12 protein-coding genes are annotated in these 12,907 nt (G+C 63.8%); 2 read left to right on the forward strand and 10 right to left on the reverse strand.

Annotated elements, in window-relative coordinates:
- Nucleotides 1-26: 26 nt before the first annotated feature.
- The 10 genes from CSZ94_RS18340 to CSZ94_RS18380 all read right to left on the reverse strand — a co-directional run bounded on the left by CSZ94_RS18340 (nucleotide 27) and on the right by CSZ94_RS18380 (nucleotide 10,179).
- Nucleotides 27-995: a substrate-binding domain-containing protein gene (locus CSZ94_RS18340; protein ID WP_102122825.1), complete on the reverse strand. Its 969-nt coding sequence runs from the start codon at nucleotides 993-995 to the stop codon at nucleotides 27-29.
- A gap of 61 nt (nucleotides 996-1,056) precedes the next feature.
- On the reverse strand, nucleotides 1,057-2,076 hold the full coding sequence (locus CSZ94_RS18345) for an ABC transporter permease (RefSeq protein WP_102122826.1): 1,020 nt from the start codon (nucleotides 2,074-2,076) through the stop codon (nucleotides 1,057-1,059).
- On the reverse strand, nucleotides 2,057-3,544 hold the full coding sequence (locus CSZ94_RS18350) for a sugar ABC transporter ATP-binding protein (RefSeq protein WP_102122827.1): 1,488 nt from the start codon (nucleotides 3,542-3,544) through the stop codon (nucleotides 2,057-2,059). Before CSZ94_RS18350 ends, CSZ94_RS18345 begins: the two co-directional genes overlap by 20 nt.
- A complete protein-coding gene (locus CSZ94_RS18355; protein WP_102122828.1) occupies nucleotides 3,544-4,581 on the reverse strand; it encodes a LacI family DNA-binding transcriptional regulator in 1,038 nt (345 codons plus the stop codon). The genes CSZ94_RS18350 and CSZ94_RS18355 overlap by 1 nt, the downstream gene beginning before the upstream one ends.
- Before the next feature lie 203 nt (nucleotides 4,582-4,784).
- Nucleotides 4,785-4,973, reverse strand: a complete 189-nt coding sequence (locus tag CSZ94_RS27695) for a hypothetical protein (RefSeq protein WP_146009841.1) — start codon at nucleotides 4,971-4,973, stop codon at nucleotides 4,785-4,787.
- Nucleotides 4,974-4,996: 23 nt separating this feature from the next.
- Complete coding sequence (locus CSZ94_RS18360; RefSeq protein WP_102122829.1) at nucleotides 4,997-5,908, reverse strand: glycerophosphodiester phosphodiesterase; 912 nt, start codon at nucleotides 5,906-5,908, stop codon at nucleotides 4,997-4,999.
- The gene (locus CSZ94_RS18365; protein ID WP_102122830.1) at nucleotides 5,883-7,514 is read right to left on the reverse strand and encodes a hypothetical protein; all 1,632 of its coding nucleotides are present in this window, start codon (nucleotides 7,512-7,514) and stop codon (nucleotides 5,883-5,885) included. The genes CSZ94_RS18360 and CSZ94_RS18365 overlap by 26 nt, the downstream gene beginning before the upstream one ends.
- A gap of 1 nt (nucleotide 7,515) precedes the next feature.
- Complete coding sequence (locus CSZ94_RS18370) at nucleotides 7,516-8,367, reverse strand: hypothetical protein (RefSeq protein WP_102122831.1); 852 nt, start codon at nucleotides 8,365-8,367, stop codon at nucleotides 7,516-7,518.
- Nucleotides 8,368-8,395: 28 nt separating this feature from the next.
- Nucleotides 8,396-9,418, reverse strand: a complete 1,023-nt coding sequence (locus tag CSZ94_RS18375) for a hypothetical protein (protein ID WP_102122832.1) — start codon at nucleotides 9,416-9,418, stop codon at nucleotides 8,396-8,398.
- On the reverse strand, nucleotides 9,415-10,179 hold the full coding sequence (locus CSZ94_RS18380; protein WP_146009842.1) for a hypothetical protein: 765 nt from the start codon (nucleotides 10,177-10,179) through the stop codon (nucleotides 9,415-9,417). Before CSZ94_RS18380 ends, CSZ94_RS18375 begins: the two co-directional genes overlap by 4 nt.
- Nucleotides 10,180-10,354: 175 nt before the next feature.
- Between CSZ94_RS18380 and CSZ94_RS18385 the strand changes: the two genes are divergently transcribed.
- Together CSZ94_RS18385 and CSZ94_RS18390 are read left to right on the forward strand one after the other, a co-directional pair.
- The gene (locus tag CSZ94_RS18385) at nucleotides 10,355-11,734 is read left to right on the forward strand and encodes a caspase family protein (protein WP_102122834.1); all 1,380 of its coding nucleotides are present in this window, start codon (nucleotides 10,355-10,357) and stop codon (nucleotides 11,732-11,734) included.
- Nucleotides 11,735-11,819: 85 nt separating this feature from the next.
- Nucleotides 11,820-12,644: a hypothetical protein gene (locus CSZ94_RS18390; protein WP_102122835.1), complete on the forward strand. Its 825-nt coding sequence runs from the start codon at nucleotides 11,820-11,822 to the stop codon at nucleotides 12,642-12,644.
- Nucleotides 12,645-12,907 lie beyond the last annotated feature (263 nt).

Below are 12,907 nucleotides of genomic sequence, written 5' to 3' on the forward strand. Positions count from 1 at the left end.
AGACCCGCCGGGTCTGACCCCGGAATTTAAAAAGGCGAGTTCGGAAAGTAAAACTGCTTGGCGTTCTCGCGCGTAATCAGCACCGAAGGGATGATGGTGTTGGCGGGCAATTTATCCCCTTTCAGGCGCGCTTCCGTCGTCAGCTTGATGGCGTCGTACATGAACTTGGGCGAATACGACACGTCGGCCACGATCAGCGGGTCGGAGCCGTCCATGATCTTTTTCACCGCACCCTTCGCGCCCGCGCCGCCGAACACTTGCTTGATGTCCGTGCGCTTGGCTTGCGCGATGGCCTTTTGCACGCCGATGGCCATGTCGTCATCGGCGGCCCAGACAGCGTCGATGTGCTTGAAGCGGGTCAGGTAATCCTGCATGACCTTGAAAGCATCGTCGCGGTTCCAATTGCCATACTTGGCGTCCAGGACCTTGATCTCGGGATGGCCCTTCATGACGGCGGAAAACGCATCGTAGCGCTCGTTGTCGAGGGTGGTCGGCATGCCGCGCAGCACGACGATATTGCCCTTGCCATTCAAGCTTTTTGCCAAATATTCGGCCGGCAGCTTGCCGAAGGCCGTATTGTCACCGGCAATGTAGGCATCCTGCGACTGCGTGTTCGTCAAGCCACGGTCCACCACGGTCACGTACACGCCCTTGTTTTTGACTTGCGCCACGGGCTGCGTCAGGGACGCCGACTCGATGGGGAAGATCACCAGGGTGTTGATCTTGTTCACCGTCAACATGTCCTGCAACTGGTTGGCCTGCTCGGGCGCGGTGGCGGCCGTCTTGACGATGATTTTCAGGCCCGGATGGGCTTTTTCCAGTTCCGCCTTGGCCTGGTTCGCCCACCACACGATGCCGGACGTAAAACTGTGCGTGGCCGTGGGTATGGCTACACCCACCACCAATTTGTCGGCGGCCTGCGCCTGCGCACTCGGCAGCGCCCACGCCTGCATCACCAGTACTGCCATCCCTGCTACCCGTATAAAGCTCTTCATGCTGCTCTCCTCCAAGGTTATGGGCGCCCGTTGGCCGCCCTTTCAGAACGCCGCTCTTGTTTTATTTGCGGCCTCGCTGCAGGAAGGCGACGGCGATGATCACCACGCCTTGCACTGCGGCATTCAGGTAGACACTGATGATGCTGGTCAAATTCAGGATATTGCTAATCACGGAGAGCAGGATGGCGCCGATCACGGTGCCGACGATGCGCCCCTCGCCACCCTTGAGGGCCGTGCCGCCCACGACGACGGCGGCGATGGCTTCGAGTTCCCACAGCAAGCCCGTGGTCGGCGTGGCCGAGCCCAGGCGCGGCACGTACAGCACGGTGGCGATGCCCACGCAGACGCCCAGCAACATGTAGGTGGCGATTTTCACCTTGTCGACATTGATGGCCGCATAGCGCGCCACTTGCTCGTTGGAACCAATTGCCTGCACGTGGCGGCCAAAGGTGGTGCGGTTGAGGATGACGGCGCCGGCCGCCGCGACGAACAGGAAAATCCAGATCGGGATCGGCGCGCCCAGCACGCTCGTGTAATACACGGGGCTGTACAAGTCGGACAAAGTGGCGTCCAGGGTCAAAGCGCCGCCATCGGCCAGGTAAGTCAGCACGGCCCGGAAGATGCCCAGCGTCCCCAAGGTGACGATGAACGGCTCGATATTGCCCTTGCTAATGAGCAAGCCATGCATCAGGCCGAATCCCGCGCCCAGCACCAGCGCCATGGCGATACCCAGCACCAGCATGGTGATGGGTGCCAAGCTCCCCCCCGCGCCTTGCGCCAGCGCATTCATGAAATAAATCATGCAGCCGGCGATCAGGGCCGCCATGGAGCCCACCGACAAGTCGATGCCACCGGAAATGATGACAAAAGTCATGCCCACGGCGATGATGCCGATGAAGGCCGTGCGCGTGAGCACGTTCATCAGGTTGTCCAGCGTGGCGAAATCGCCATTGAGCAAGGTGCCCGCAATGCACAGAGCTAACAAGCCCAGCACGGGGCCTAAGCCCTTGATGCGCGCGCCAAAGCGGGCAACGGCGGCGGCAAGCGGGGAAACGGTGGTGTCAGTGCGTGCCGGTTGCATGGGCAATCAACTCCTCTTCAGTCAGGTGGTCAGCAGCCAGGGTGGCTTGCAAGGTGCCGGCGCGCATCACCGCCACGCGGTGGCACAGGCCAATCAATTCGATCAGTTCCGATGAAATCACGATCACGGCGCGCCCTTCGGCGGCCAGGCGGTGGATCAAAAAATAAATGTCGCGCTTGGCGCCCACGTCCACGCCACGGCTCGGTTCGTCGAGCACGACGACCCGGGGGTCCGAATGCAGGTATTTCGCCAGCGCCAGCTTTTGCTGGTTGCCGCCCGACAGCATGCGCGCGCGGCTGTCCAGGTCGCCCGTGCGGATATTGAAGTCAAGCACGGCCTTGGCCAGCGCCTGCTTCTCCGCCTTGACATCGAGCCACGGGCTCGCATAGCGCTGCATCGTCATCATGGTGAGGTTTTCGCGCAAGCCCAGGTTCACGTGCAAGCCTTTGCCCTTGCGGTCTTCGCTCAGGTAGGTCATGCCGTGCTGCATGGCTTGCTTGGGGCTAAGGATGTCCACGGGCTGGCCATTGATCTCGATCAAACCCGCGCTACGCGGGCGCAAGCCCAGCAGCGCCTCGAACGATTCCGTGCGCCCCGCGCCCACCAGTCCCGCAAAGCCCAGCACTTCGCCGGCGCGCACCTCGAACGACAGGTCCGTCGACCAGCCGGGCACGCTCAAGCCATCGACCTTCAGCAGGATCGGGGCATCCGGCGCCAGCGGCACTTTAGCGGGGAACATGTCGGACAATTCGCGCCCCACCATCAGGTTCGCCATCTGCTGGCGCGTCAGGCTGGACGTCGGCTCGCGCGTGACGAAACGCCCGTCGCGCATGACGATGACTTCGTCCGTGTTGCGCTCCACTTCGTCGAGCTTGTGGGAGATATACAGGATGGTGACGCCGTCCGCTTTCAGCTGTGCCATGACGGCAAACAGGCGCTGGGTTTCCGATGACGTCAGGGTGGCGGTGGGCTCGTCCATGATCAAAAAGCGGGCGCGGCGCGACAGGGCCTTGGCGATTTCCACCAGTTGCTTTTCAGCCACGATCAGGTCGCGGATTTTCGTCTCGGGCGACACCTCCAGCCCCACCTGTTTCAAATAGCGCGACGCTTCTTCGCGCATGGCGGCTTCGTCCAGCAGCCAGCCATGCGTCTTTTCGTGGCCCAGGAACATGTTCTGCGCCACCGTCAGGTGCTCGGCCAGGTTGAATTCCTGGTGGATCAGCACGATGCCCGCGCTTTCCGCCGCGCGCGAGCTGGCGAAGCGCCGGGGCTGGCCATCGATCAGCAACTGCCCTTCGCTCACGCTCTCGTAGCCGGCGAGAATTTTCATCAGGGTCGACTTGCCGGCGCCATTTTCGCCCAGCAAGCCATACACGCGCCCAGGCGACAAGGTAAAACTGACGCCATGCAAGACGCGCACGGGGCCGAAATCCTTGCAGACCCCCTCGAAACCGACGGCAACGCTCACTATGCACTCCCTCGCAAAATTAACCGGTGTTGCAGCAGCACGCCAGGCACGCTGGCCGCCGGGTTAGCCAATCGCTGCAGCAACAAGCGCGCCGCCGTTTCGCCCAGCGCGCGCATCGGTTGCGCGATGGTGGTCAGGCCCGGGGCGATCTGCGCGGCGATGGCAATATCGTCGAAGCCGATCACGGCCACGTCTTCCGGCACGCGCTTGTTCAGCTGGCGCAGCGCGCTCAAGACGCCGATGGCCAGGGTGTCGGAAACGGCAAAGATGGCCGTCGGTGCATCCGGTCCCGCCATCATCTGCAAAGTGGCGGCCGTGCCCGCCTCATAATCGAGGCTTTGCACCGTGTGCACCCACTGCGGCTGCACGGGCAAGCCAGCGGCCGCCAGGGTGTCCAGATAGCCTTGCTGGCGTTGCCGCGCATACAAATAGCGCTCGTCCGAATTGATCAGGCCGATGCGCGTGTGGCCGCGCGACAGCAGATGCGTGACGGCGTCGGAGGCGGCGCGGTGGTTGTCGATACCGACATAGGGCACCGCCACGGCGGGATCGAATTCGCAGCACGCCACCCACGGCAGGCTGACGGATTCATGCGACAGCGCATGCTGCACCGTGTCCGGGTCCAGACAGATGGCGCCATCGGCGCGGTGCATGCGCAGCAAATCGAAGTAGGAACGCTCGCGCCCCGCATCGGCGCCCGTGTCGCACAGCAACACAAAGTAACCGTGTTCGCGCGCCACCGTGTCGATGCCGCGCACGATCTGCGCATAGAAGGGGTTGCCCACGTCGGGGACCATGGTCAGCAGCATGCGGCTCTCGGCCGTGCGCAGGCTGCGCGCCAAATGGTTCATGCGGTAGCCGAGCGCCGCCACGGACGCCAGCACCTTGTCGCGCGTGGGCGCCCGCACTCCTGCCTGCTCATTCATCACGCGCGAGACGGTGGCCACCGACACCCCCGCATGCGCGGCAACGGCGCTGATGGAGACGGTTTCTGTCGGCAGAGAAGAGGAAACGGCTGGCGGCATGGGGCTTTTCATATAAATGTAATCGATTACATTTATATGCCAGCACGGCGCCTGATGCAAACATTATCGATGCTGCAATGCGCAAAAAGCAGGCAGGGTAATACGCAAAAACGGCCCTGCGCAGGCCGTCGTCAACGCTTATTTCGGGGACGAGATGCGCGTTTGCTGCACAGCAAAACCGGCGCGCACGGTGGAGAGGGGTGCTATCCACAATATCAGGCCAGCGGAAAGAAAAGCAGGCCCACGATCAACATGACGGCAGGAATGAACCATGCCTGCAGCCCCAGGTTTTTCAGGACGTTGCCAACAATGAAGATGGCAATCCAGACGCCGCCAAACAGGGCAAAGAACATGGCGCCAATGGCGCTACGGGCAAGCGCGGCAGCAGGGTCGGTCTGTGACAAGGTCTCCCGGTCAATCGAAGTGATTACTGCATCATCGCGCAAAACGTTTCGGGATTGCCGTCAAGAATGACGCCGCTAGGCCAGCGGTGGCTGCGCTGGTGGGCGCGCAGCAAGGACGCGGCCAGGGCCGAGTCGCCATCGACGGCGTAGACGAAAACGGGCATGCCCAGGCTGGCCGCATCGGCCAGCAAATTCGGGTTGGCGTCCAGGCTGCGCGCATCCACGTGCACGCCAGCGGGCATGCCGATCTGCCGCTGCACGCGCTGCAGCCACGGCTTGTCGAGCTTGGGCGGGCGGGCATTTTTCGCGATATAGCGGCTGACCCGGTTCGCGCCAGCCGCCTGCGCATTGCGCGCGTCAAACACGAGCAAACCCAGGTAGCCTTGCGGATCGGCGCGGCGTGCACAAGCGAGATTATTCGGCACGGCCGAGGTCAAAAACCAGTTGCCATGCTTGATGTGCGCGCGCAACTGCCCCACCAGGCTTGCGATGGGCGCGCACGAGGGCACGACATCCTTGATTTCCGCATTCAGGGTCTTGTTCGGGAACGCCGTGGCCAGGTCGGCGACATCGCTGACAAAGGGCGGGGTTTCCGCCGTCGGCACGCTGCGGTTCTTCATGCTGGCGGCGCGCCAGTCGTCGGCCGTCAGTTGCTTCGCGGTGCGGGGAGAGCCCGTATCGACGACTCTGCCCGTCAGCAGATCGTGGTGCACCACCCAACTGCCGTCGCCCAGCAGCTGCAAATCCGTCTCGACGCCGTCCCAGGTGCCGAAATACGTATTGCGCAGCGCACTCAGCGAGTTTTCCGGCGCATTGCCGGCGCCACGGTGGGCGTGCACCTTCATGCCCAGGCAGTCGGCCTGGACGGCCGTGCTGGCCATGCACAGCAGCAGGGCCAGCACGGCCGCCTTATTTTTGTCCCGGATGATAACCATAATGAATTCCTTGCAAAACGTGGATGCGGATCGCTTCGTTGACGGGGTAGCTGTAGCCCTGCCCCACCGCCACGACGTGCGTGATATTGGCCAGCAAGCCCTTGCCGGCAATTTGCCAGCGCGTGCTGTCGTCGGCGGCCTGGCGGTTCCAGTCCAGCATCTGGCGGAACAGCTCGCTCTTCGTGACATTATTGTCCGACAGGCTGAAGATGCCCCAGGTTCCCAGGAAGGCGCCGGCCAGCACGCCCGTAGCGATCCAGGCGGAACGGCGGCTCAGCTGGCCATCGGCGCCCGCCTGCTCGCCCCGGCGCGCCGCCAGCACCAGCAAGCCCACCGTGGCGATCAGGTAGAGCAGTTTCGAGAAGTGGCCGATGGCGCCCAGGAGCGAGAAGAACAGGGCCACGGGCGGCACGATGGCCGCGCGCGCCGCTTCCTTGCCCTCTTCAAAGTACTTGCCGCCCACTTCGAAGTCGTTGCGGCTGGCGCGGTACTCCACCAACTTTTCTGCCGTCTGGCGCGCGGCGAACTGGTCGAACAACCGGCTGAACTCGGCGGCGCTGGCATATGCCTCTTGCACCACGGCGCCTTGCAAGCCCTTGCTCGCTTCGCTGCCGTCGCCGCCGTCCGGCCCGTCGCGCAATACGGCCTGGATGCCGGACCGCGCCACGAAGGCGGGGAAGGACAAGCCGGGCGGAATGCGCTCACCCTTGATGCTCAAGCCCTTGCTGGCAGCTTCCGACGCATAGCGGCGCTTGACGGCGGCGCGAAAGCTCAACTGATCGGCAGGATGCCAGTTCGCCGAGACGGGCACTTTCTTGCGCACATTGTTGACCACGGCTGCCTTGCGCCGCGCCGGCACGGAATGCGGCTGCCAGCCGTGGCGCGACAGGCTTTGCCGGTAATCGCTCCAGGCCGCTTCCTGCTGCTGGCGCAAGCCCGCATCGTCGTCGGGAATCGTGCCCGAATACAATTTCCACTTCTCGTGCACTTCGCCGATTGCCTGCTGGTACTTGTCATAGTAACCGGCCGCGCCGCCAGCGATCTTGCGCACGTTGAAATTGATCAGTTGCTCCTTGGCTGGCGCCATGCGTTCGTCGAGATGGCCGACCGAGACGGCGAGGAAGGGGAACAGCGCCAAAAAGGCCTTGCCTTCGGGCTTGGCAAACAGGGTGGGATCATCGACCAGCCCCTGCAATTGCAGGCTGCCGCCCACCAGCGAGCGCTGCATCAGGGTGGTGTTGAAGGCCAGGCGGCGAAATTGCGCATCGCGCGTTTCAACCAGCACCGTGACCGTGGTTTTCAGAATGCCGAACACGACTGCGGCCGTGGCGACGCAGCAAAAGATGATTTTTTTCCAGCTGGGGCCGCTGCCATTGTTCTTCAGCCGGCGCCGCCACATCAGCTGCAGCACCACCAGCGCGGCGGCGATGCCCGACAGGCTGCGGCCATACAATTCCACGCCTTCCACGTCGTGCGGCTTGACGTCGCCGCCCACCACGTCGAGCAGGCGCGCATTGAAGCCCAGTTCGAAGCACAAATAAATAATCGTCAGGACGATCAGGATCAATGTCTGCCGGATTTGCAGACTGCGTAAACTCGCGGCCATCTTATTTCCTCAAATCGATGACGACGGGCTTGATTTCTTCGGCCTGGAAGATCATCGGCGCTGCCGCCGCGCTGCGCTGGGCGGGCGGGCTGATGGCGGCGGGCGCCGCCGCTCTGGCCTGGCTCTCCTGGCGGCGCGGCTTGGCGCTGGCGCGGCTACCCGCTTTCGGCGCGGCGGCAGGTACCGGGGCCGCCGCCGGCGGCGCCGGGATCACCCGGCTGCTGTCGCTGCCGGGCGGCATGGTGGCGATCACGGGGCCCGTGGCGCGCAAGGCATCGTCGGCAAACGGCTGGGCGCGCGTATCGACGCCGGGCGGCACGGCCACGCTGGCGTTGAGCAGGCGGTTGTCCGTGTAGATCATGCGCGACAAACGGTTGTAGTTGGGAAAGTCGATATTCAGCGATTTCGCGTCCGCCGCCAGTTCCACGCGGGGGCGGTCCTTGCAATTGCCGACCGTCCACTGCAGCACATCCGTGCCCTGGAAAGCCAGCACTTCATAGCGGTAGGCGCAGCCGCGCTCCTGGGTTTCGACGATCACCACGGTGCGTTCGCCCACGTTTTCCACCCTCGCCACGCGGGCCGTGATGGCCTTGGCCAGCGGCACGACGCGAAACGCCTGCGACAGCTTGATCGAATACTTGCCTTGCGGGTCCTTGCGCAAAGTGCCTTCCGTGCCGTCGCGCAGGCGGAAGGTGGACATCGGCGTGCCGAACAACTCGGCCGTATCCAGGCCCACCATCACGCCGCCACGGCCGTTCGGCGTCATGGCGCAACCCGTCAACAGGACGCCGGCAGCCACGCCGGCGATCAATGTGCGCCAGTGCGCGGATGCAAAATTCTTATACGTTGTCATGTTGGATAACTTTCTCTTATTTCACAATTCAGGGATTGATCACGGCCAGCGGATTGCCCGGGCCTGGCGGCGGCAAGACTTTCTGGCGCTCGCGCGATAACAGGGTAAAGGCGCCCAGGGTGTCCGGTCCGGCGACGATTTCCAGCCGCTCGCGCTGCAGCCAGGTGCGCAACTCCGCTTCCGTCGCGTCGGCGCGGAACAGCACGCGCGTGCGCACACCCGTCTCGACGCCGCTGCCGCCATTACGGAATTCGACATTGCCGACGACGGCTCCCTCTTTCGGCAGGAACAGCCACGCCGATTGCACCACCATCACGCTGGCGGCCACGGCCGTGACGAGCTTCAGCCAGCGGCTGGCATTGGCCGCCTGCACAGGCTTGGCTACCGGTGCAAGCGCATCGGCGGCAGCGATCTGCAACTGCTGCAGCCCCTGGCGCAGCAATTGCCGGTAGGCCACGCGGCCATCCTTGCCCAGCTCGCTCGACAAAGGCGTGCCCGTCAGCGCATAGTCGTCGCCGGGCAAGGCCACGCGGGCGATCACGCCGGGCGCCGCCGTGGCGGCATTGGCGCGGCCCTGCGCTTCCAGCCAGCGCGCCGCCTGCAAACGCTCCTGGCTGAACACGCCCAGGCAGGCGCCCAGGTCCGTCACGGCCAGAATCACGGGCATGTCGCACAGCACCAGCCCCGCACGCGGGTCGGCGGGCGCGTCGCGCTGCTCGACCACCAGGCCGCAGGCATCCGCATACGCCGTATCGGGCGTGACGAGCCAGCCGCGCCAGCGCTGCCGCGTGCTGTCCCAGGCATCGAGCAGCACGGCGCCAAAGCCGGGACAGCGCGCCAGCAAGTGGATCTGTCCGCCGGCGATGGGGCGCGCAGCCAGCGGCGCGGCGTCGCTGCGGCGCGCAAAGCGGGCCAGCACGTGTTCCGGCACGGCAATGCCGCGCCAGTCGGGGGTATCGCCGCTCACCTCCGCGTCCAGCAGCTCGGCGGAAGTTGGAGGAGATGGCAGGCGCGCGGCAACGATGGCCAGCGAGGGCGTCAATGCAGTCATGCCGTTGGCCTTTCATCAGTGTTCGGGTGGGTGGGCGCAGAGTCCAGGTGCAGGGATAACGCGGCCACGCACAAGATATCTAAAACTATTTGCGCCGCCTGCATATCGCGCGCGGTCAAGGCATCGCCCACGCGCAGCTTGAGCAGGGTCAAGACCCAGCTGCCCAGCAGGGTAGAACGGTGGGCCGGTTCGACGATCTGGCGTCCCGCGCTGAGGCTATCGCCCTTCTGCCTGTGCACCAGGCCCAGCTTGCCGCCGTGGTAATGCGCAGAAGCAATCTGCTCGGCCAGTTCCCTGACGGGCATGCCGCCGCAGCCACAATGACGCAGCAGCAAGATCAAGTCCCGCGGCAAGGTGGCGATAAATACGTCGGCCGCCTCGCGCACTTGCTGCGCCGTGAGCTGGTAATCGCGCAGCGCTTCGGCATAGGCGTCGGGCGCGCGCAGCTCGCAACCCTCTTGCGCATCGGCATCTTCGTCATCGCGCTGCTTGCGCAGCTGGTCGATGATGAAGCGCTTGAAATACAGAAACAAAGCACCGACGTGGTGGGGCGCGGCATCGCTGTCGCTGTGAAGGACTTTTTCGATAAAAAACTGGTGGCGCAAATCCGCCAGGGAATCGCCCAGCGACGCCGCCTCGCGCGGGCGGCACGGCGTCAGCGCGGCGATGACGCGCTGGTAAAACTCGCCCAGTTCGCCTTGCGTCAGCTGCGGGCGGCGGGTCCAGAAAGCATGAATCCGTTCAAATTGTTCCGATTGCACAGCCGGTCCGATCGTGTGTTGGGCGGCACGCACCACTGGCCGGCAGCGATGCGCACCGTGCGCTGGCCAGACAAGAGAAACTTGTCAGTAAGGTAAAATGCATTTAAGCAATTTTCTCATATCACAGTGAAAATCGCTAACTTTTGTTACTTTCACGACAATTTCCGAGACGCCCATGCATCGCCTGATTCCCCTGTTTTTGAGCCTGTTCTTTTTGCTGGTCAGCGACGTGGTACACGCCGCCGTACAGACTGCTACTGGCAAGCGCATCGCCCTGGTGATCGGCAACGCGGCCTATCCGCAGCCGCTATTGAATCCCGTCAACGATGCGCGCGCCATGGCCGAGCGCCTGCGCCGCCTGGGCTTTGAAGTGCTGTTGCGCACGGACATCACGGCGGCGCAGTTGCAAAAGGCGTCGTCCGAGTTTTCCACGCTGGCACGCGGCGCCGATATCGCCCTCGTGTTTTACGCGGGCCACGGCGCGCAGGCGGGCGAAGCCAATTATGTGCTGCCGCTGGGCGCCAACATGCATGCGCTGAGCGCGGCGGCCATCGCCGCGCAGGGCATATCCGTGGCCAGTCTGGCGGGCGATTTGCAACGCACGGGCGCGCGCGGCGCTGTGCTGATCCTCGACGCTTGCCGCCAGGAATACACGCGCGGCGGCGCCATGGTGCCCGCGCCCGGCGGCAGCAATGCGGCCAGCCACGGTTTTGCCGATACGCAAGCGCCACGCGGCGTGGTGATTGCCTATTCGGCGGGACCGGGCGCCCTGGCGCGCGATTTTTGGTCGCCCGATTCGCGCAACAGCCCGTACACGAGCGCCCTGCTCGACGCGCTTGATGCGCCGGGCTTGCCGATGGGCGACGTCTTTTCGCAAGTGGCAGCCAGGGTAGCGGCCATGACGCACGATGTGCAAAAGCCCCGCGTGTCGTTCGGCGAAACGTCGGCGCGCCTGGTGCTGAACCTGGGCAGCGGCAAGGGCGTCAGCCCGCCGGCGCCGGGCGTGCTGACCTCGGGCAACAGCGGCATGCGAACCCCTCTCCCGGCGCCAACGCCAGCCGCGACCAGCGCTTCGGGTGCAAAAGTATGGCCAGGCAACGTCTTACAAGACATCAACTATGAAATCCGCATGCAGATTGCGGCGCGGCCGTTTCCCCGCCAGCAACTGGAAAAGCGCGCACGGGCCGGAGATTTAGTAGCGCTGACGGCGCTCGGCTATGGCATCGGCGGCGGCGACGCGGGCATCAAGCAGCCGAAAACGGGCATGCAGTGGCTGGAAAAGGCCGCCGCGAGGGATTTCCCCATCGCCCAGACCTATCTGGCCGAATTGCTGATGGTCAAAGGCGACCCCGCGTCCCTGAAACGGGCTGGCGTGCTGCTGGACGCCGCATCGCAGGCGGGCTACAGCCCCGCCCATGCGTATAAATTCGAGCTGGCGCGGCGCACGGGCGCGCCGCCGCAGGCTGCGGCCCGGCATTTGCAGGATGCCTTCATGGGCTTGATGAAGGATTACCAGGGCGCCGCCAAGGACTTGCTGCAGCCGCCAAAAAAATAATTCCAAATAGTTTTGGATTTCCCTGAACTGCCCCCGTTATCCGTGGGTACATGCAATACAGCATGACAGTGACCAGGGAAATCCCATGCAAGCATCGAGCCCAGCAGCAACCATTACCACCGGCCAACGGGGCCGCATCCTCGCCTACACGCCCAGCGGACAAGGTTCCGTCAGCGTGGCCGGCATTCAACATGTTTTCGACGTAGCCACGCACTGGCGCTCGGACGTGGCGCCCGCCATCAACGCCGTCGTCGACGTGCGCTTCGACGATGCGGGCGGCCTCGCCAGCGTCAGCGCCGTGGCGACGCAGCAACTGGCGCAGGAAGAAATGGCCGGCGCGGCGAAACTGGCGCGCGACAAGGGCCAGCAACTGTGGGGCCAGGCCGTTTCCTCCTTGGGCATCAAGGTGTTGGCCAGCCTTGGCGTGCTGATCGCCGGCGCCTTTGTCTTCAATACCCTCGGCATCCGCCTGTTCGCCTCCGTCTCGCGCAGCTATTGGCAGTTGCTGGGCCTGTCCGCCGACAGCCTGGAAAGCTTTGCCCGCGATGGCGGTGGCGGTTTTACGTCCGCACAATGCGTCTTCCTGCTGGCCATTGCCGGATGCTGCGCCACCATGGCCAGCAAGAACCCGAAAGCGGCGCTGGGCAAGTGCGCGCCGCTGCTGTTCGTCGTTATCCACAGCAGCTTGCTGTTCATCAAGATCAAGGGTGCCGTCAGCGAGGCGGGCAACGCCATGGGCGGCATCATGGGCAGCCGCGCGGCCCGCATGGCCGAGCAGATGGCCAGCGAAATGCTGGGGCAAGTGTGGCAGGGATTATCGTTTGGCATCGGTTTTTACCTGGTGCTGGCGTCTTCCATCGTCCTGGCCGCTTACGGCGTCGGCGAATACAAACGTAAAACCATCGGTTAAGTCACCTCACACATTCACTAACAGGGTGTTGAAAAAGGACCCCAGTCCTTCGGATTTTGTCGCCAGACATGCGAATTTTTCGGGCTGGAAGCCGCATTTTGCCTAAAAAGCAGTTTTCAGCCACTTTTCAGGCCGTTTTTTGACATTTTTTAGCGCTTTCCGTACTCTATGGACGGAGTTATCCAACCACCGCCGATAAACGCCAGCCAAAGATCGTCGCCATGCGCGTCAGGTTGTAAGCGGCGAAAGTGAACGCGGTTTTT

The organism is Janthinobacterium sp. ROICE36, from assembly GCF_002869965.1.
Classification (GTDB): Bacteria; Pseudomonadota; Gammaproteobacteria; order Burkholderiales; family Burkholderiaceae_D; genus Janthinobacterium.

Excerpts from the sequence above, each read along its gene's own strand:
- CSZ94_RS18340 (WP_102122825.1), bottom strand. The coding sequence starts at position 995 with ATGAAGAGCTTTATACGGGTAGCAGGGATGGCAGTACTGGTGATGCAG.
- CSZ94_RS18345 (WP_102122826.1), bottom strand. The coding sequence starts at position 2,076 with ATGCAACCGGCACGCACTGACACCACCGTTTCCCCGCTTGCCGCCGCC.
- CSZ94_RS18355 (WP_102122828.1), bottom strand. The coding sequence starts at position 4,581 with ATGAAAAGCCCCATGCCGCCAGCCGTTTCCTCTTCTCTGCCGACAGAA.
- CSZ94_RS18360 (WP_102122829.1), bottom strand. The coding sequence starts at position 5,908 with ATGGTTATCATCCGGGACAAAAATAAGGCGGCCGTGCTGGCCCTGCTG.
- CSZ94_RS18365 (WP_102122830.1), bottom strand. The coding sequence starts at position 7,514 with ATGGCCGCGAGTTTACGCAGTCTGCAAATCCGGCAGACATTGATCCTG.
- CSZ94_RS18370 (WP_102122831.1), bottom strand. The coding sequence starts at position 8,367 with ATGACAACGTATAAGAATTTTGCATCCGCGCACTGGCGCACATTGATC.
- CSZ94_RS18375 (WP_102122832.1), bottom strand. The coding sequence starts at position 9,418 with ATGACTGCATTGACGCCCTCGCTGGCCATCGTTGCCGCGCGCCTGCCA.
- CSZ94_RS18385 (WP_102122834.1), top strand. The coding sequence starts at position 10,355 with ATGCATCGCCTGATTCCCCTGTTTTTGAGCCTGTTCTTTTTGCTGGTC.
- CSZ94_RS18390 (WP_102122835.1), top strand. The coding sequence starts at position 11,820 with ATGCAAGCATCGAGCCCAGCAGCAACCATTACCACCGGCCAACGGGGC.